This is a genomic window from Streptomyces sp. NPDC059582 (genome assembly GCF_042735715.1).
GTDB lineage: Bacteria > Actinomycetota > Actinomycetes > Streptomycetales > Streptomycetaceae > Streptomyces.
The window spans coordinates 398,290-415,971 of sequence record NZ_JBHWCC010000001.1; the positions used below are offsets into that span (position 1 = coordinate 398,290).

Genomic DNA, 17,682 nt, shown 5'->3' on the forward strand with positions numbered 1-17,682 from the left:
GACGAGCCTCACGGCTCCAGTCGGGCCAGTCTCGCCACCGTCTCCTCGTCGAGGCCCGACAGTGCGACCAGTTGCTCGGAGGTGACGCCGTCCGGGATCGGCACCGGCGCCGGGGTGCGCAGGGGCGGCTGCCAGCCCTCGGCGGGCGTCCAGCGCCGTACGACCCGGGCGGGCGCCCCGGCCACGACCGCGTGGTCGGGCACGACACCACGCACGACCGCGCCGGCGGCCACCACGACGTTCCGGCCGATCCGCGCGCCCGGCAGGATCACCGCCCCGGTGCCGATCCAGCAGCCGGGCCCGATCTCCACCGGCTCCATCCGCGGCCACTGCTTGCCGATGGGCTCGTGCGGGTCGTCGTAGGAGTGGTTGGTGGAGGTGACGTAGACGTACGGCCCGAAGTAGCAGTCGCTGCCGATGGTGACCGTCGTGTCGGCGATGACATGGCTGCCGCGGCCGAGCACGACCCCGTCGCCGATGCGCAGGATCGGGTCCGGGCCCAGGTCGAGGTCGGGCATCAGGCCGGCGGTGAGGGTGACCTGCTCGCCGACGATGCAGTGGGAGCCGAGATGGATCCAGGCCTCGCCGAAGACGGTGCCGAGCGGGAAGGCGAGTCGGGTCGCCGGTCCCATCGAGCCGAAGCGGAAGCGCCCGGGGTGCTCCGCGCTGACGGAACCCGTGCGCTGCACCCAGGCCCAGCCCGCGTGGACGGCCCGCTGCGCGAGGCGGCGCCACCAGGATGAGAACGTGTTCTTGCGCTTCGGCACCCGCTCACCGTAGTCGGCACAGGGTCCGCCCATCCGCCCGGAGCCCTGTGATCTTCACCCCACCGGGTGGCGTACGGTGCCGGAGTACCCCGGACACGAGGAGACGGTGATGACGCACAGCGCGCTGATCACGGGCATCGGCGGCAGAGAACCGAAGGTGGACCCGGCGGCCTTCGTGGCCCCCACCTCGACGGTGATCGGCGACGTGACGCTGGAGGCGGGAGCGAGCGTCTGGTACGGGGCGGTGCTGCGCGGCGACGTCGAGCGGATCTCGGTGGGGGCGAGCAGCAACGTCCAGGACAACTGCACCCTGCACGCCGACCCCGGCTTTCCCGTGACCGTGGGCGAGCGCGTGTCCATCGGGCACAACGCCGTCGTGCACGGGGCGACGGTCGGCGACGACTGCCTGGTCGGCATGGGCGCCACGGTGCTCAACGGCGCGGTGATCGGCGCCGGTTCCCTGGTCGCGGCCCAGGCCCTGGTGCCGCAGGGCATGCAGGTGCCGCCGGGTTCCCTGGTCGCGGGCGTGCCCGCGAAGGTCCGGCGGGAGCTGACGGAGGAGGAACGCCAGGGCGTCACCCTGAACGGCACGATGTACGCGGAACTGGCCAAGGCACACCGCGAGGTGCACGAGGTCGAGGCACACGAGGTCGACGAGGGCTGAGCCCGGCGGCCGCCCGGTTCCCGGGGCCGATCCGCGCCGGCCTGGAGACTCAGGCGGAGCGGAGTGGACCGGATGGATCGGGCGGAACGGCCACCGCCGTTTCCCGCGAAGCCTTCGTGTGAGGCGTTTCCGCGGGGTTCTCCCGCGCGGCTTTCCTTCGAGTCGATCGCCGGACGGGCCCCGGCTCCGGCCCTGGCCTCAGTCGGTGGCCGGGACGGTTTCCCGCTCGGCCGCCTCCTTCTGCGCCGTCGCCTTCTTCGCCCTGCGCTTGAGCACCAGCATCGAGGTGACGCCGATGAGCGCGGCCAGCACCAGCCCCAGATACGAGAACCGCTTCAGCCAGTCCTCGGCGACGAGACCGACGTAGTAGATGACGGCGGTCGTGCCGCCCGCCCAGACGATGCCGCCGAGCACGTTGGCGATGAGGAATTTCCAGTACGGCATCCGCAGCACACCCGCGAGCGGGCCGGCGAAGATGCGCAGCAGGGCGACGAAGCGGCCGAAGAACACGGCCCACATGCCCCACTTCTCGAAGGAGCGCTCGGCGGTGGCGATGTGCCCCTCGCCGAAGTGCCTGGGGAACTTCCTGCCGAGCCAGGCCAGCAGGGGCCGTCCGCCCTTGCGGCCGATGGCGTAGCCGATGGAGTCGCCGATCACGGCTCCGACGCTGGCACACGCGCCGAGCACGACGGGGTTGACGCCCGAGTGCTGCGAGGACAGCAGGGCCGCCGACACCAGGATGATCTCGCCCGGCAACGGAATGCCCAGGCTCTCCAGACCGATGACCAGAGCCACCACGGCGTAGACGGCACCCGCGGGCACCGTGTCGAGCCATTCCTGGACGTGCACCGCGGCTTCCTCCCGTTCTGAGCCCCTGTGTTCCCGGCGCGCGCCGGGACAGGGCGCACGCCAGGAAGCGTACCGGGTCACCCGGACGTGTCGGCGTGGCAGCGATCGCATCGGCGTTCGCCGCGCAGGCCCCTGCCCGATCATCCGGTCCGAGGCGCGAGCACCGTCCCGGGGAGGCTCGGGCTGTCCTGGCGGTCCGGGCCGCCCCGGCCACCGAGCCGGGCGAGCACGGTTCCGGGGCCGGCCGCCGTGACGACCGTCGCCGACACGGCGCGGGACAGGTCACCGGCGAGGGAGCCGAGGCCGACGACGGGCGACGCCTTCGCGGCGGGCTCACCCTCGTCGCAGCAGCCCACCCGCACGAACTGCTTGTCGTACCGCGGCTCCGGCTCCGGTTCCGGCTTCAGGGACCGTGGCGGGGCGCCCGGCGTCCCGTGCGGCGCGCCGCTGCCGGGGGCCGTGGGGCCGGGCCGGGTGGCCCGGGGCCCGCCCGTACGGGTGTCGCGCGGATCGCGTTCCGGGGCCTGGCCCGTCCCCGGGTCGAACAGCCATCGCTGTGCGTCGCTCCCGTCGCGGGCCGCGACCACGACGTCGTCACGCGCGGCCCCTGATCCCGGCGCCACGACCAGACCCTCGCCCCGGCGCAACAGCAGTTCGCCGTGGATGGTGAGGTCGTACGTCGACGTCACCTCCCCGGCCTGCGCGACACAGCCGACCAGCGTGACGGTGTGCCGGTCGGGATCGGCGCCGAGGCAGCGGGCGGGGTCGGCCGCGCTGCGCAGCAGTCCGTCGCCCTGGTACGCCCACTGCTGGGAGCCGGCGGCGGAGCACACCGCCAGCCCGGCCGGCGCTCCAGCCTCGGCCAGGCCGGCGTGGGCGTCGAGGCAGAGTCCGGCGGCGGGGCTGCGCAGCCTGCCGTGGGCGACGGTCTCGGCGTACCCGGCCGAGGAGGCCGAGGCCGTCGGCGGGGTTCCGTCGGACGAGGGCTGTCCCTCGGGGCCCGGGCGCACGATGCCGACGCCGGGCGCTCCCCAGGTGGTGTCCGGTCCGGGGACACCCCGGTCGTCGGACCAGCCCTTGGTGACGAGCACGGTCGCGAGCAGGGCGAGCGAGGTCAGTCCGGCCCCCACGAGTACGGCCCGGGAAGGTCTGCGGGGCGGGTCGAGGCGGGACCCCGACGCGTGGCGGTGCCGTCCGCCGGGCCGGCCGGGCACCCGCAGGAACCCCGACTCCCACGGTGCGGCGCCCCGCCCCGGGCGCGAGTCGAGATAGCGGCGGGCGCCCCAGCCTAGCACGGTCTCGGCGAGCAGGACGTCCAGGCCGCCGTCGAAATGACTGAGCTGTTCGGCGGCGTGACGGCAGTACCGGCACTGCGTCAGGTGGCGCCGCACATCGGGCAACAGAGTTCCGCCGCGGCGCATGGAGACGTCGAGGAGACGGTTGTGGAAGCGGCATTCCCGGGTGGGCGCGAGTTCGCGGTGGGCACGTACGCAGCCCGTACGGAATTGTTCCCGCGCGTGTTGCAGCGCGGTCGCCGCGGTGGCCCGGTCCACGCCCGACAGACCAGCCGGTACGGATAGGGGTTCGGCTTCGACCTCCGTGTGCCACAACAGACATTGAGAGGCCCCCGGAAGGGCCTGGAATGCGCGCTCGGCCAGCTGCCGCCTTTCCGGGGTGACGGGCCGCGCGACGCGCAGTCCGCGACCTCCGGTGGTTTTGCGCAGTTCCGGCAGAACCGCGGAAATCCCGTCCTGGCCCGCCCACTCCCGCACGGTGTCCCGTACGGCCACGAGCAACTGCGGGCGCAGGGCACCGCCGACCTGTCCGGCCGTCAGCCGGGCGAGTACCCGGTGGACCGCCGCGGTCGCCACGAGCTGGGCGGAACCGTCCGACGCGGCCAGACAGACCCCCGCGTAGTCGTAGGTGGCCCGCCAGTGCCGCACGAGCAGCAGGGCGACGGCGCGATCACCGGCCTCGGGGGTGCCGAGCTGCGCGACGAGGTCCCGGTCCGATTCCCCGGGCGCCGCTCCGGGGCGTGGCGGGTAGGGCGGGCGTGGGGGGTTGGGGGATTGCACGGAACCATTTCCTTCCGAGCCGCGGGACGGCAGGCCACATGGACGTCCATCGGAAATCAGGTGCTGATTGGTGCGTACCTATGGCCTGACCATTACTGTCCCGCGGGGAGGCTCACCCTCGCACAGACGGCTGACAGCGAACAAGAAGTTCGAGTGAGTGAAAGTCAGAAACGGTGCAATCGAAATGAGTTACCGCGAGTATCCGCACCCGCATTCGATATCGGATCGCAGCCGGAACCCAACTTGTGTGCGTGGAAAGCGTTATGGCGCACAGAATCTCCAACTTTCCGGCCGACCCGAGGCCGTCCGGGCACGTTCCGCCATGGGCGCTCTCATCCCCCTGCCGCAGCACGTCCGCATGATGGTGCGACTCGGCGCCGTGCGCGACGCCGAGTTCGTCGGGGGCCTCGCGGGCTCGAGGGTCGAGTACGCAGGAACCGCGGACGCCAGGGTCGAGGACGCCGCGACCGAGGACCGGCGGCCCTCGCCGGACACGCGCCGGGAACGCCCCGGCGACCCACCAGGCGTCGCCGCCTGACGGACCGGACGGGCACGCGCCCGACCGCCGGGCGCGCCCGCGTCGCCGCCCGGCCGGGGCGACGCGGCCGTCGAGCTCGCCCGCATCCCGGCCGACGGCGGCCCCACCGAGGCTGCCCCCGTCCGCAGCCGTTCACTCCCGGCGACGACAGGGGTCCCGGCCGGGGACGACACCCCGCGCCGGGACCCTCTTCCGTACCGTCGTCGGTTCAGCTGTTGGGACGCAGGGTCCAGACGACCGTCATCTCCGTGGTGACGGCGCCGTCCTCGCGCCGGATGGCGACGGAGACGGGGAACTCCGGGCGCCGGCCCGCGTCGAGTTCGGCGACGACCTCGGCGACGGGGCGGCCGAGCGTGGCGGTGGCCGTGACCGGGCCGAGCGCGATCTTCTTGAAGGCGATCTCGGCGTTGACCGGCAGCGGCACGGCGCGGGAGAGCTGGTCGCCGAAGGCGGCCAGGACGATGGCGCCGCTGGCGGACTCACCGAGGGTGAACATCGCTCCGGCGTGCGGCCCGCCCACGTGGTTGCGGTACTCGCTCTGGTCCGGGAGGGCCAGGACGGCCTTCTCCGGGGTGGTCTCCAGGTACTCCAGGTTCAGGGTTCGCACCATGGGCACCGTGGCGGCGAGCAGTTCGCCGATCGACATCTGGTCTGCGCTCATGACCAGCATGTTACCCACGAGTAGTCTTCGCTGGCCAGGTCCCGGGCTCTGTCTTCGGTACGTCCCTGACAAAGGGCGGTGACCCATTCGTGTCCCAAGCGGCACTAGGGTTGCTCGGCATGTGGCCAGGACAACAGCAGCCGCCCGGGGGCGAGCAGAACCCGCAGGGGCAGAACAACCCGTACCAGCAGCCGGGATACCAGCAGCCGAATCCGTACCAGGAGCCCGGCTACCAGCAGCCCAATCCCTATGGGCAGCAACCGCAGTGGGGCACACCCGCAGCCGTCGGCGCCCCTGAGCCGCAGCCCGGCGGTGGCGGTGGCGGCGGCAACCGGACCAAACTGGTCGCGATCCTGGCCGCGACGGCCGTGGTGGTGACGGCCGGTGTCACCGGATACCTGGTCCTGAGCGGCGACAAGGACGACGTCGAGGTGTACGGCAAGGACAAGAAGCCGAGCCGGTCCGCGTCCGCGCAGCCGAGCGACACCGCCGCCACCGCGTCCGGCACGGACGACAACCCGCGCGGCAACGAGACCGAGAAGCCGACGGTCGCCGGGTGGAAGGTCGTCGTGAACCCCAAGTGGGGCATCGCCTTCGACGTACCGGCGGACTGGGAGGTCCAGTCCCCCGGCCTCAGCCTCGGTTTCGAGGAGACCAAGTCGGACGACGGCAAGCCGATCATCACGATGTCCGGCGCGGCCGAGTACCAGTCGAAGTGGTGCACGTCCGACGACGACAAGGACGGCCGGACCGACGACACCCCGCTGGCCGTGGTGGGCACGAAGGGCGCCAGCGGCGCCAAGAGTTCCGACGAGGTCGCGGTCAACACCCCGGCCTGGTGGGTCTACGGCGGCTACACCCAGCCGGACAAGAAGTCGATCACCTTCGACAAGAAGGCCACGCCCTACACGACCGCCTCGGGCGTCCAGGGCAGCTACGCCTGGGCGCAGTCCACGCGGACGCCCCGCAAGGGCAAGTGCGCGAGCGACGGCAAGGCGATCACGTTCGGCTTCAAGAACTCCGCCGACGACTTCGTCTCCTGGAACCTCTACGGCGCCAAGGGCGTCGACAAGGAGGTCCCGAAGGCGACCGTCATGAAGATCCTGAGCACGGTACGGCTGCACGGGGAGCCGACGAGGGGCTGACCGGGCCGGACAGAAGGCGACAAACGGCGCATCACGCCCGACCTGCGCCGAAGAGGCGGATAACGGCATCGGTTTGGCGGCCCGGGGCGCCTGCGGGGATAGTCGGTCGGTGACCCCGACCGCCACCTCCCGCCGCCGCCCGCGCAGACCCGCCTGGGCGGACCGCAACTACAGCCTGCTGACCGCCTCCGCGTTCGTCACGAACCTCGGCAGCCAGGGCGCGCTGATCGCCGCCGCGTTCGCCGTGCTGGACGCCGGCGGCGACGGCGGCGACGTGGGCCTGGTGGCCGCCGCGCGCACCCTGCCGCTCGTGCTGTTCCTGCTGGTCGGCGGCGCGGTGGCGGACCGGCTCCCCCGCCACCGGGTGATGGTCGCGGCCAACGCCCTCAACTGCCTCTCCCAGGCGGCCTTCGCCGCGCTCGTCCTGGCCGGCGAGCCGCAGCTGTGGCAGATGATGCTGCTGACCGCGCTCGGCGGCACCGGCCAGGCGTTCTTCAGCCCGGCCGCCGAGGGCATGCTGCTGTCCTCCGTCGAGGGCGAGCAGGCGGGCCGCGCCTTCGCGATGTTCCGGATGGCGATGCAGGGCGCGGCGCTGGGCGGCGCGGCCCTGGGCGGCGCGCTGGTCGCCGTGGCCGGGCCGGGCTGGGTGCTCGCCGCGGACGCGGCGGCGTTCGCGGTCGCCGGAGCGCTGCGCGCCTTCCTCGACGTCAGCCACATCCCGCCGCGCGCTCCCGGCGGCGGACTGCTGGCCGATCTCCGCGAGGGCTGGCAGGAGTTCATCGGCCGACCGTGGCTCTGGGGCATCGTCGTGCAGTTCTCCATCGCCAACGCGGTCGTCGGCGCCGCCGACGCGGTCTACGGCCCCCTCGTCGCCCGGGACCATCTGGGCGGGCCGGGCCCCTGGGGCCTGGCGCTGGGCTTCTTCGGCGCGGGCACGGTCGTGGGCGCGCTGCTGATGACCCGCTGGAAGCCGCGCCGTCTGCTCCTGGCGGGCACCCTGTGCGTGTTCCCGCTGGCCCTGCCGTCCGCCGCGCTGGCCGTGCCGGTGCCGGTCTGGGCACTGTGCACCGTGATGCTCGTGACCGGCGTGACGCTCGAGGTGTTCGGCGTCTCCTGGATGACCGCGCTCCACCAGGAGATCCCGGAGCACAAGCTGTCGCGGGTCTCTGCCTACGACTGGTTCGGCTCGGTCGCGCTGATGCCGCCGGCGATGGCGCTGGCGGGGCCCGCGGAGGGGACGTTCGGGCGGACCAACGCGCTGTGGGGGTGCTCCGCGCTGGTCGTGGTGGTCACCGCGGCGGTGCTGTGCGTACCGGACGTACGCGATCTGCGGCGACGGACCAAGCGGGTGTCCGGGGGCGAGCCGGAGGCCGAGAACGGCTCAGCCGATGCCGAACGCTCCGTCGGGGGGCTCGGGTGACGCTACGGCGTCCTCGTCCCGCACCGGACGCGCGTCGCCCGTGAAGTCCCCTAGCGCGGCGCCGTGTTCGACCCGCGCCGGGAAGGCGTCCGCGGCGGCTAGGCGGGTCAGGGCGGCGGTGTCGAGCGGGCGGCGGGCGGCGACCAGGACCGCGTTGCCGAACCGGCGGCCACGCAGCACGCCCGGTTCGGCGATCAGCGCGAGTTCCGGGAACACGGTGGCGAAGGTGGCCAGTTGGGAACGGAGGAAGGCGAAGGGCGCGGCGTCGGCGAGGTTGGCCAGATAGACGCCGTCCTCGCGCAGGACCCGCCCGGTCTCGCGCGCGTAGCCGACGGACGTCAGATGGGCGGGGACGCGCGAGCCGCCGAAGACGTCGGCGACGAGGACGTCCGCCGAGTCGCCGGGGGCGGCCTCCAGCCAGCCGCGGGCGTCGGCCGCGTGCAGCGCGATGTCCGCGTCGGCCGGGAGCGGCAGGTGCTCCACGACCAGTTTCAGCAGGCCCTGGTCGGCCTCGACGACGTCCTGCCGGGAGCCGGGCCGGGTCGCGGCCAGGTACCGGGGCAGGGTGAACGCGCCCCCGCCGAGGTGCAGCGCGTCCAGCGCGCGTCCCGGCTCGAAGACGGTGTCCAGGACGTGTCCGAGCCTGCGGGCGTACTCGAACTCCAGGTGCGTCGGCTCGTCCAGGTCGACGTACGACTGCGGTGCCCCGTCGACGGTCAGCAGCCAGGCCCGCTCCCGGTCGACGTCGGGCATCAGCTTGGCGAACCCGTGATCGACGGCTCGGCTGACGGGTATGGGCTCGTTCACCGTCCCATTGTGCCTGCGTGCGGCTCCCGGAATGAGCGCGGGGAGCGCGGGGACCACGAGAGCGGCCGTGGCCGTTCCCGCGGTCCCCGCGCCCGGGTGGCGCGCCGCCTCACTCGACGGCGGTCACCGTCCCGGCGCCGACGGTCCGGCCGCCCTCCCGGATCGCGAAGCCGAGCCCCGGCTCCAGCGGTACCTCGCGGCCCAGCTCGACCGTCATGGTGACGGTGTCACCGGGCCGGGCGAGGGCCGCGTCGCCGAGGTCGACGTCGCCGACCACGTCCGCGGTGCGGATGTAGAACTGCGGCCGGTACCCGGTCGAGACCGCGGTGGTGCGGCCGCCCTCGCGCCCCGACAGCACGTAGACCTGCGCCGTGAAGCGCCGTCGGGGCGCGACGCTGCCGGGTGCCGCGACGACGTGCCCGCGACGGACCGCGTCCCGGGCCACCCCGCGCAGCAGCAGCGCGACGTTGTCGCCGGCCTGGGCCTCCGTCATGGGCCTGCCGAAGGTCTCCACACCGGTGACGACGGTGTCGACCCCGGCGCCGAGTACCTCGACGCGGTCGCCGACGCGGACCGTGCCGCGCTCGACGGCACCCGTGACGACGGTGCCCCGGCCGGTGATGGTGAGCACGTTCTCCACCGGCAGCAGGAACGGCGCGTCCACGTACCGCTCCGGCATGGGCACGTAGGTGTCCACCGCGTCGAGCAGCGCGTCGATCGACGCCGTCCAGCGCGGGTCGCCGGCCAGGGCCTTCAACCCGGAGACACGCACGACGGGGGCGGCGTCGCCGCCGTAGCCGTGCGCGGTGAGCAGTTCGCGGACCTCCAGCTCGACGAGGTCGGCGAGTTCCTCGTCGGCCGCGTCGGCCTTGTTCAGCGCGACGACCACGTGGTCGACGCCCACCTGGCGGGCGAGCAGCACGTGCTCGGCGGTCTGCGGCATGATCCCGTCGAGCGCGGAGACGACGAGGATCGCCCCGTCGAGCTGCGCGGCCCCGGTGACCATGTTCTTGACGTAGTCGGCATGGCCCGGCATGTCCACGTGCGCGTAGTGCCGGGTGTCGGTCTCGTACTCGACGTGCGCGATGTTGATGGTGATGCCACGCGCGGCCTCCTCCGGCGCCCGGTCGATGCGCTCGAACGGTACGTATCGGGTGGAGCCGTCGGCCCCGCGGTCGGCGAGGACCTTGGTGATGGCGGCGGTCAGGGTGGTCTTTCCGTGGTCGACGTGGCCCATGGTGCCGATGTTCAGATGCGGTTTGGTGCGCACGTACGCCGTTTTGGGCATGGCGGTACCTCGAAGTCTCTCAGTGAGCCGAGTGAGGGTCCCGGCGCTCAGAGCGCGGCCGGGACGGGGACCCCGAGGAACTGGCCGACCCTCCCCCTGCGGGGTCCGCCGGAATTTCCGGAGAGGGTCAGCTTCGGGCGCCGTCGGCTGTCGCGAGGACCACGGGAACGGCAGCCTTCGGGACATCCGCGACCGCGGATGCTGCGAGGAGGAAGGCGTACCGGAACATGACGCCGATCATCGCCGACGCGTGACGTCCCGTCGAATGGTTTTCCCGGCGCCCGGGTTCGGGCCCCGGATCGCCCCTCAGGTCCCGATGTTCTTCAGCGCCTCGCGGACCGAGAGCGGCGCGAACCGGCCGCGTTCGCGGGCGAGGAAGCCGCGGACGGCCTCGGGGTCGGTCTTGGCGTACTCGCGCAGGCACCAGCCGATGGCCTTGCGGACGAAGAAGTCGGTGTGCCCGGACTGGCGCAGGCAGTAGGCGAAGAGACGGTCGGTGTCGGTGCGCTCCTTGAAGCGCAGTTGGTGCAGCAGGGCCGTACGGGCGACCCACAGGTCGTCGTCCGTGATCCAGGCGTCCATGTCCGCCGTGAGCCGGGGGTCGGCCTCGACCAGGGCGCCGACGACATGCGCGGCGAGCGCGTCGACCGTGTCCCACCAGGGGACCGTGGTGATCAGATGGCGGGCCACCGGCAGCAGGCCGGCGGAGCAGCGAGCGGAGTGGCGGCGCAGGTAGTCGACGGCGAAGTACTGGTACTCGCGCTCCGGCAGCCGCCAGCAGCGCAGCGCGATCGCCGTGCAATCGGCCTCGTCGGGACGGGACGTGCCCTCCAGGACCGTGCGGGACAACGCACGCCGCTCGGGCGAGGACAGGCCGAGGAAGGGGGCCACGTCCTTCATGTACGCGCGCATGACGGCGGCCCTCTCCGGGTCCGCCGCGGCCGGGTAGGCGACGGTCAGCCGTTCGAGCACGAGGTCGGCGAGAACGCTGTCCGGCACGTGCGCCGGGCCCGCACCTGTGACGGTCATGGGACGAACCATACGGCGATCAGACACCCAAGTCGGTTACTGTCACGGGCATGCTCGATGCCACCACCCGCTCTGGGGGCACCGCAACGGCCTCTCCCCTGGCCGCCGCCACGGAGCTCGCCGTCGCCGTGCCGCTGCCCACACCCGTCGGCTTCGCCGCGCGCTGCGCGAGAGCGCTGCTCTCGCCCTGGTCCCGGTTCGCGCTGCTCGTCGCCCTGCTCGCGGCGGCGGCGTGCTGCGTGCTGCTGTTCGAACCGCAGAAGCTGCTCGCGCACGGCTGGCCGCCGCAGGCGGGAGGTCCCACGGCGGCCGTCGTGTTCGTCGTGGCGTACGGCCTGTGCACGGTGGCGTTCGTGCCGCGGCCGTTGCTGAACCTGGCGGCGGGCGCGCTGTTCGGCTCGGGGCTCGGGACCGCTTCGGCGCTGGCGGGCACCGTACTCGGCGCCGCGCTGGCCTTCGGTATGGGCCGCCTGCTCGGGCAGGACGCGCTGCGGCCGCTGCTGCGGGGCCGCTGGCTGAAGGCGGCGGACGGGCAGCTCAGCCGGCACGGCTTCCGCTCGATGATGGCGGCCCGCCTGTTCCCCGGGGTGCCGTTCTGGGCGGCGAACTACTGTGCCGCCGTCTCCCGCATGGGCTGGCTGCCCTTCCTGCTCGCGACTGCGCTCGGGTCGGTCCCGAACACCGCCGCGTACGTCGTCGCGGGCGCTCGGGCCTCATCGCCGACCTCGCCCGCGTTCCTCATCGCGATGGCCGCCATCACCGTACCGGCGCTGGCGGGCGCGGTGGTGGCATGGTGCAAGCGCCACCACCTGCGCCCGAACTGACGTCACGTCACACGGCTTCCAGGATCATGGCGTTGGCGAGGCCGCCCGCCTCGCACATCGTCTGGAGCGCGTAGCGGGCTCCGCGCTCGCGCATCGCGTGGACCAGGGTCGTGGTCAGGCGCGTGCCGCTCGCGCCGAGCGGATGGCCGAGCGCGATCGCGCCGCCGTGCACGTTGACCTTGTCGAGGTCGGCGCCGGTCTCCTGCCGCCAGGCCAGGACCACGCTGGAGAACGCCTCGTTGACCTCGAACAGGTCGATGTCGTCGACGGTGAGAGAGGCCTTGCGCAGCACCTTCTCGGTCGCCGGGATGACGCCGGTGAGCATCAGCAGCGGGTCGGAGCCCGTGACGGCGAAGCTGTGCAGCCGGGCCAGCGGGCGCAGGCCCAGGCGGGCCGCGGTCTCGCTGGAGGTGATGAGCACGGCCGAGGCGCCGTCGTTGACGGGACTGGCGTTGCCCGCGGTGATGTTCCACTCGATCTGCGGGAAGCGTTCGGCGAAACCGGGGTCGTAGTAGGCGGACTTGAGGCCGGCGAGGATCTCGGGGGTGCTGCCGGGCCGTACGCACTCGTCGCGCGAGACGCCGTGCAGCGGCGTGACCTCGGCGTCGAAGAGGCCCGTGTCCCAGGCGGCGGCCGCCTTGTGGTGCGAGGAGACGGCGAAGTCGTCCATCCGGTCGCGGGTGAGGGACCACTTGGCGGCGATGAGTTCCGCGCTGACGCCCTGCGGGACGAGTCCCTCCGGGTAGCGCTCGGCGACGCCGGGGCCGAAGGGGTCCTTGCCGGGGGGCACGTTCGACCACATCGGCACCCGGCTCATCGACTCCACGCCGCAGGCGACGACGAGGTCGTAGGCACCCGACATGACGCCCTGCGCGGCGAAGTGCACGGCCTGCTGGGACGAGCCGCACTGGCGGTCGACGGTGGTCGCCGGGACCGTCTCCGGGAAGCCGGCCGACAGGACCGCGTAGCGGGTGGTGTTCATGGCCTGCTCGCCGACCTGGTCGACGGTGCCGCCGATGACGTCGTCGATGAGCGCCGGGTCGACTCCGGAGCGCTCGACGAGGGTGCGCAAAGTGTGGGCGAGGAGCTCGACCGGGTGAACGTCCGCGAGGGCGCCGTTCGGCTTGCCCTTGCCGATCGGGGTACGTACGGCTTCGACGATGACTGCGTCACGCATGGTGCGGGCCTCCTTGGCCGCTGGGGGCCACCAGGGCGATTACTGGTGAGTAGGGAATCCGGATTCACCATAACGCGGTTAGTTTGAAAATCAAAGCTCACTCTGGAATCGGCTGCACGGCCGCCGTCCGGACCCGCTCCCCCCCTCGGTCGCCGACGCCGCTCCCCTGCTCGGTCGCCGACGCCGCTCCCCTGCTCGGTCGCCGACGCCGCTCCCCTGCTCGGTCGCCGACGCCGCTCCCCTGCTCGGTCGCCGACGCGTGGCGCTGCTCGTGGGCGAGAAGTACTCCCTTCTCGTCCCGCGGGAGGTACTCCTGGGCAACGGCCGCTCCGACCGGCTGGTACGCGACATCGACGCCCCGCGCGACCTGCCGGCCTCCCGACCGCGGCGGCTCGTCGACGCCGGGATCCAGACGAGGCGGGCCTACCGCGAGCATCCACAGCGCTTCGATCACCGGCCGGCCCACGCCGGTACCGAGCCGAAAGGGGTCCTGATGACCCTCATGGCGTGGGGCGACCGCCATCCTCGCGCGGACGACGACCGGCCCTTGATGATCGAGCACCTCCGCGGCGACGAACTGGTCGCGGGCGTGACCTGCGCCGCCGGCGGCGACGAGTTACGCCACGAGGACCTCACGGCCCACCCCCAGGCCCCGGACTGGACGGTCTCGGGACCGACGGCGGCCTGAGCGCTGCGCCGGGCCCGGCGAGGAACCCCACCTGCGAGCCGACCGTGGCCGGTCGCGCCGCGCCCCCGCTGCCCCCGGGGGCGCGGGTACCGCGCCGGACTATGCCGGAGCCGGGCGGCAGACGCTCAGGGCCCGGCATGACAGGCCGACCACGCAGGAGCCGCGTGGCCGACGCCCAGGACCACCCGACGCGACAGGCGGCCCACATCAACGCCACGTGGCCGACGCCCAGGACCCGGCATGACGGGCGGACCACCCGGAGTCGTGTGGCCGGCGCTCAGGGTCCGGCGTAGCAGTGGACGGCCACCGTGCGGCCCGGCCCCCACAGTTGCTCCACCGTCGCCATGCGCTGCCAGCCCAGCCGCTCGTAGAGCGCTGCCGCGGCGGTGTCGGAGGCCACGACGTCCAGCACCGGGTGCAGGCCGTGCCCGCGGGCCTCCCGTACGGCCCGGTCGATCAGCAGCGCGCCGATGCCGTGCCCCCGCGCCCACGGCGCGACGAACAGCCGCCCGACGACGGCGGCCGACTCCGCGTCCGTACCGGCGCGTTCACACCACAACCCGGGGGCGAGATCGCCCTGGCCGCCGCGCGACAGGCCGACATGGCCGGCGGTACGGCCGTCGAGTTCGGCCACCCAGGCCCCCAGTGAGGCGGCCGGGGACAGCCACGCCTCGGGCCGGTCGGGCCAGTCCACGGGATAGCCGTCACGCCGATGGACCTCGGCCAGGATCCGCACGCACTGCGCCAGGTCGTCGCCCGTCCGCTCGCGGACCGCACCGGCCGCCGGACCGTTCACGCGCCCTCCTGCCGGCTCTCGTACACGTCGAGCCGCCCGCACATCCCGAACCTCCCCTGCCCCGAAGCCTGTTCGGATCGTACGACGGCCCCGCCGAGGTGGGAGAACTCACCCCGTTCGAGGCGGTCGAGCTGTTCCCCCGTCGCCGCCGCGGCCGCCTGGGCGCCGCGCCGCCAGCGCTCACGCCACTCGGCGATCCGGGGGCGCACCAGCGCGCCGGCGGCCCGGTGGAAGGCGGCCAGCGCCTCGGGACCTTCAGCGGCGCGCAGCGCCCGGTAGCCCTCCAGGGCGAGATCGCGGCGGGCACGGGCGATCCGCTCCCGCTCCGCGTCGGGCGCGTCGTCCGGGATCGCCGTCGCGGCGGCGTACGTCCCCGGGTCGGCCAGGTACGGCGGCGGCAGGGTGAGCACCGCGTCGCCCGCCTCCGGCAGCCCGCCGTTCTGCATCAGAACGGTGATGCGCAGATCGCCCTCGTTGACCAGGCGGTGGATCGTGCCGGGCGTGAACCAGGCGACCGTGCCCGGCGCCAGCGGCGTGACCGCGTACCCGGACGCGGTGAGTGTCTGCACGGCGCCACGCCCGCCGGTGACGACGTACGCCTCCGAACAGGCCAGGTGCATATGGGGGGTTCCGCCGCAGTGACCGTCGGCCGCCGGCCAGTCGTACACCGACAGCCGCGACAGTCCGATCCCGCCCGGCAGTCCGGCGAACTCCGCCGGACTCACCACGGGTGCGCCTCCAGGTACTTGGCGATCTCCTCCCGCGCCCACGCCCCGTCGGCGACCACGACCCGGTAGCGCCGGGTGAGCGTGTCGCCGGGGGCGAGTTCGAGCTCGTCGTGGAAGGCCCAGGACGGGGCGACGGCGGCGAAGGGGTCGTTGCGGACGAACCAGTGCGCGGGGTGGGTGCCCCCGGAACCGGAGTGGTCGTTCTCCGGGGCGTGCGCGAAGACGAGCGTGGCGTGGCCGTCCGCGCCGTCGTGTTCACCGCACAGCGCGAGCCAGGGCGACTGGCTGCCCATGAGCTCCTGGCCTTCGCCGTCGGGTCCGATGACGCGACCCTCGCGGAAGGCGCGCGGGCCACGCCAGAACAGGCCGGTGTATCCGGCCAGTTCGCGCCCCGCGGTGGTCGGGCTGCCGAACCGCAACGGCTCGTCGCGCCGGTTCGTCACGGCGGTCGTCCAGGTCAGCGCCCAGGAACCGGCGGCCGGGTCGACGTCGTGGATCTCGACCCGACGCCGTTCCTCGGCCCACAGCTCCCCGCCGTGGGGGTGCCAGGTGAGCCGTTCGGCGATGACGGCGCGGTCGCCTTCGGAGGCGACCTCGTCGAAGGCGACATGGGCCATCGAGCCGACGCGCTCGGGGAGTCGGAGATATCCCTCGCCGTGGACGTAGGTGTTGCCGCCCCACAGGTTCGCCCCCGACAGATGGGAGGCGGTGAGCGACAACCCCTTGTGCCAGCGGTGGTCGTGGGGACGGTAGTCGGTGACGATGTCGCCGGCCAGGGTACGCAGGGGGTGGATGTACGGCTTCGGCGCTTCCCAGGCCGCCTCCGGCCGGTAGACGTAGGCCAGCAGTTCGACGCCGGTGGTGGGTTCGGTCACCATGACGCGGTCGCCGTACGCGTGGACGACGCGCAGTCCGTTCGTCATGCGGGTACCTCCTCGTTCGCGTGGGACCCGGCGGCAGCGCTCTCGGGCGCCCAGCCGGGCACACCGCCGTGCAGGGCCGGGTAGAAGGGGTCACCGGGTCGGATCTCGCCGCGCCGCACCGTGACGTCGGTGAACGCCGACTTGTACAGCGCGCTGATCAGTTCCAGGGCGGCGCGCCCCTCCTCGCCGCTGCTGCGCGGCCGTTGCCCGGCGCGCATGCTGGCCACCAGTTCGCGCAGCTGCTCCAGGTGCGAACTGGGCACGTCCGCGCCGAAGTCCCGCCAGACCGCCGCCTCGTCGGCCGGCACGTGCGGGGCCGGGGTGATGCGCCAGTCGGCGTTGCCGTGCCCGTAGAGGTGGGTGAGTTCGACGGTGGCGCGCTCGCAGTCGACCCGGATGCGGCTCACCTCGTCCGGGCTGAGGACGCTGTTGACGATCGTCGCCATGGCCCCGTTCTCGAACCGGACCAGGGCGGTCGAGACGTCCTCCGTCTCCACGTCGTGCACCAGCCGACCGGCCATTGCGCGCACCTCGGCCCACGGCCCGAGCAGATCGAGCAGCAGATCCATCTGGTGGATCCCGTGCCCCATCGCGGGGCCGCCGCCCTCGGTCCGCCAACGGCCCCGCCAGGGCACGGCGTAGTAGGCGCGGTCGCGGTACCAGGTGGTCTGGCAGTGCGCCACGAGCGGCCGGCCCATGGCCCGCTCGGCGAGCAGCCCGCGGACATGGCGGGAGCCGGAGCCGAAGCGGTGCTGGAAGACGATGGAGGCGTACGGGCCGCCCTCGGCGCCCTCCTCCGCTGTCACGGCGTCGAAGTCGGCGAGCGTCGGCACCGGCGGCTTCTCGCACCACACCCAGGCGCCGGCACGCAGCGCCGTCACCGTCTGCGCACGGTGCAAAGCAGGCGGGGTGCAGACGGTGACCAGGTCGGGCCGCTGCTCCCGCAGCATCCGCTCCAGGTCGGTGTAGGCGTGCGGGATCCCGCCCGCCGCGCAGAACTCCCGCACGGCACCGGCGTCTATGTCGACCGCGGCGACCACCTCCGTCTCGCCCTCCTCGGCGAGGCGGGCCAGCGCGGGCAGATGGGAGCCGCGCGCGATGGCGCCGGCGCCGACGACGGCGGCGCGGACGCGGCGGCCGGTGAGCGGAGCGGGGCGGGCCTGGGACGTCCCGGGGCGGGCGGCGGGTGTGGACATGGACGTGATCAGCACTCCTCCGGAGCGGCGAACAGAACGGCAGACCCGGCAAGCGCGGCAGGCACAGCTCACAGTAAGCGCTTTCCCTTCGTGGAAACGTATGCGGC

18 protein-coding genes are annotated in these 17,682 nt (G+C 73.3%); 6 read left to right on the forward strand and 12 right to left on the reverse strand.

The window, feature by feature from the left end:
- Positions 1-8: 8 nt before the first annotated feature.
- On the reverse strand, positions 9-767 hold the full coding sequence (locus ACFV0T_RS01770) for an acyltransferase (RefSeq protein ID WP_385773288.1): 759 nt from the start codon (positions 765-767) through the stop codon (positions 9-11).
- A 109-nt stretch (positions 768-876) separates the two neighbouring features.
- Here ACFV0T_RS01770 and ACFV0T_RS01775 point away from each other — a divergent pair, with 109 nt between their 5' ends.
- Positions 877-1,431, forward strand: a complete 555-nt coding sequence (locus ACFV0T_RS01775; RefSeq protein WP_385773290.1) for a gamma carbonic anhydrase family protein — start codon at positions 877-879, stop codon at positions 1,429-1,431.
- A gap of 198 nt (positions 1,432-1,629) precedes the next feature.
- Here the strand turns inward: ACFV0T_RS01775 and ACFV0T_RS01780 are convergent, their stop codons facing one another.
- A complete protein-coding gene (locus tag ACFV0T_RS01780; RefSeq protein ID WP_385773292.1) occupies positions 1,630-2,280 on the reverse strand; it encodes a DedA family protein in 651 nt (216 codons plus the stop codon).
- 140 nt (positions 2,281-2,420) lie between these two features.
- Entirely contained in the window at positions 2,421-4,355 is a 1,935-nt protein-coding gene (locus ACFV0T_RS01785; protein ID WP_385773294.1) for a ricin-type beta-trefoil lectin domain protein, read from the reverse strand.
- 322 nt (positions 4,356-4,677) lie between these two features.
- On the opposite strand from ACFV0T_RS01785, the gene ACFV0T_RS01790 reads away from it, so the two are divergent.
- Positions 4,678-4,893, forward strand: a complete 216-nt coding sequence (locus ACFV0T_RS01790; RefSeq protein WP_385773296.1) for a hypothetical protein — start codon at positions 4,678-4,680, stop codon at positions 4,891-4,893.
- A 208-nt stretch (positions 4,894-5,101) separates the two neighbouring features.
- Here ACFV0T_RS01790 and ACFV0T_RS01795 read toward each other — a convergent pair whose 3' ends face one another.
- Positions 5,102-5,539 (reverse strand): DUF4442 domain-containing protein, encoded by a 438-nt coding sequence (locus ACFV0T_RS01795; RefSeq protein WP_385773421.1) that lies wholly within the window; start codon positions 5,537-5,539, stop codon positions 5,102-5,104.
- Positions 5,540-5,673: 134 nt separating this feature from the next.
- Between ACFV0T_RS01795 and ACFV0T_RS01800 the strand changes: the two genes are divergently transcribed.
- On the forward strand, positions 5,674-6,699 hold the full coding sequence (locus ACFV0T_RS01800) for a hypothetical protein (protein WP_385773298.1): 1,026 nt from the start codon (positions 5,674-5,676) through the stop codon (positions 6,697-6,699).
- A gap of 109 nt (positions 6,700-6,808) precedes the next feature.
- Positions 6,809-8,119, forward strand: coding sequence for an MFS transporter (locus tag ACFV0T_RS01805; protein ID WP_385773300.1), 1,311 nt, complete (start codon positions 6,809-6,811; stop codon positions 8,117-8,119).
- Here the strand turns inward: ACFV0T_RS01805 and ACFV0T_RS01810 are convergent.
- The 3 genes from ACFV0T_RS01810 to ACFV0T_RS01820 form a co-directional block, all read right to left on the reverse strand.
- Positions 8,081-8,926 (reverse strand): spermidine synthase, encoded by an 846-nt coding sequence (locus ACFV0T_RS01810; RefSeq protein ID WP_385773302.1) that lies wholly within the window; start codon positions 8,924-8,926, stop codon positions 8,081-8,083. The two genes, ACFV0T_RS01805 and ACFV0T_RS01810, sit on opposite strands and share 39 nt — an antisense overlap.
- 109 nt (positions 8,927-9,035) lie before the next feature.
- Positions 9,036-10,214, reverse strand: coding sequence for an elongation factor Tu (gene tuf / locus ACFV0T_RS01815; protein WP_385773304.1), 1,179 nt, complete (start codon positions 10,212-10,214; stop codon positions 9,036-9,038).
- 306 nt (positions 10,215-10,520) lie between these two features.
- Positions 10,521-11,243 (reverse strand): DNA alkylation repair protein, encoded by a 723-nt coding sequence (locus ACFV0T_RS01820; protein ID WP_385773306.1) that lies wholly within the window; start codon positions 11,241-11,243, stop codon positions 10,521-10,523.
- 50 nt (positions 11,244-11,293) lie between these two features.
- Here ACFV0T_RS01820 and ACFV0T_RS01825 point away from each other — a divergent pair, with 50 nt between their 5' ends.
- Positions 11,294-12,067: a TVP38/TMEM64 family protein gene (locus tag ACFV0T_RS01825; RefSeq protein ID WP_385773308.1), complete on the forward strand. Its 774-nt coding sequence runs from the start codon at positions 11,294-11,296 to the stop codon at positions 12,065-12,067.
- Between the two features lie 7 nt (positions 12,068-12,074).
- Here ACFV0T_RS01825 and ACFV0T_RS01830 read toward each other — a convergent pair whose 3' ends face one another.
- The gene (locus ACFV0T_RS01830; RefSeq protein WP_385773310.1) at positions 12,075-13,244 is read right to left on the reverse strand and encodes a thiolase family protein; all 1,170 of its coding nucleotides are present in this window, start codon (positions 13,242-13,244) and stop codon (positions 12,075-12,077) included.
- A 166-nt stretch (positions 13,245-13,410) separates the two neighbouring features.
- On the opposite strand from ACFV0T_RS01830, the gene ACFV0T_RS01835 reads away from it, so the two are divergent.
- Complete coding sequence (locus tag ACFV0T_RS01835; RefSeq protein WP_385773423.1) at positions 13,411-13,932, forward strand: winged helix-turn-helix transcriptional regulator; 522 nt, start codon at positions 13,411-13,413, stop codon at positions 13,930-13,932.
- Positions 13,933-14,209: 277 nt separating this feature from the next.
- On the opposite strand, the gene ACFV0T_RS01840 is transcribed toward ACFV0T_RS01835, so the two are convergent.
- The 4 genes from ACFV0T_RS01840 to ACFV0T_RS01855 are packed head-to-tail and all read right to left on the reverse strand — an operon-like array spanning position 14,210 to position 17,575.
- Positions 14,210-14,728 carry a GNAT family N-acetyltransferase gene (locus ACFV0T_RS01840; protein WP_385773312.1) on the reverse strand — a complete coding sequence of 173 codons (519 nt, stop codon included), beginning with the start codon at positions 14,726-14,728 and terminating at the stop codon, positions 14,210-14,212.
- Positions 14,725-15,456, reverse strand: coding sequence for a cupin domain-containing protein (locus tag ACFV0T_RS01845; RefSeq protein WP_385773314.1), 732 nt, complete (start codon positions 15,454-15,456; stop codon positions 14,725-14,727). Before ACFV0T_RS01845 ends, ACFV0T_RS01840 begins: the two co-directional genes overlap by 4 nt.
- Positions 15,450-16,379 (reverse strand): PmoA family protein, encoded by a 930-nt coding sequence (locus tag ACFV0T_RS01850; RefSeq protein ID WP_385773316.1) that lies wholly within the window; start codon positions 16,377-16,379, stop codon positions 15,450-15,452. Before ACFV0T_RS01850 ends, ACFV0T_RS01845 begins: the two co-directional genes overlap by 7 nt.
- Positions 16,376-17,575, reverse strand: a complete 1,200-nt coding sequence (locus tag ACFV0T_RS01855) for a Gfo/Idh/MocA family protein (RefSeq protein WP_385773318.1) — start codon at positions 17,573-17,575, stop codon at positions 16,376-16,378. The genes ACFV0T_RS01850 and ACFV0T_RS01855 overlap by 4 nt, the downstream gene beginning before the upstream one ends.
- Between the last annotated feature and the right edge of the window lie 107 nt (positions 17,576-17,682).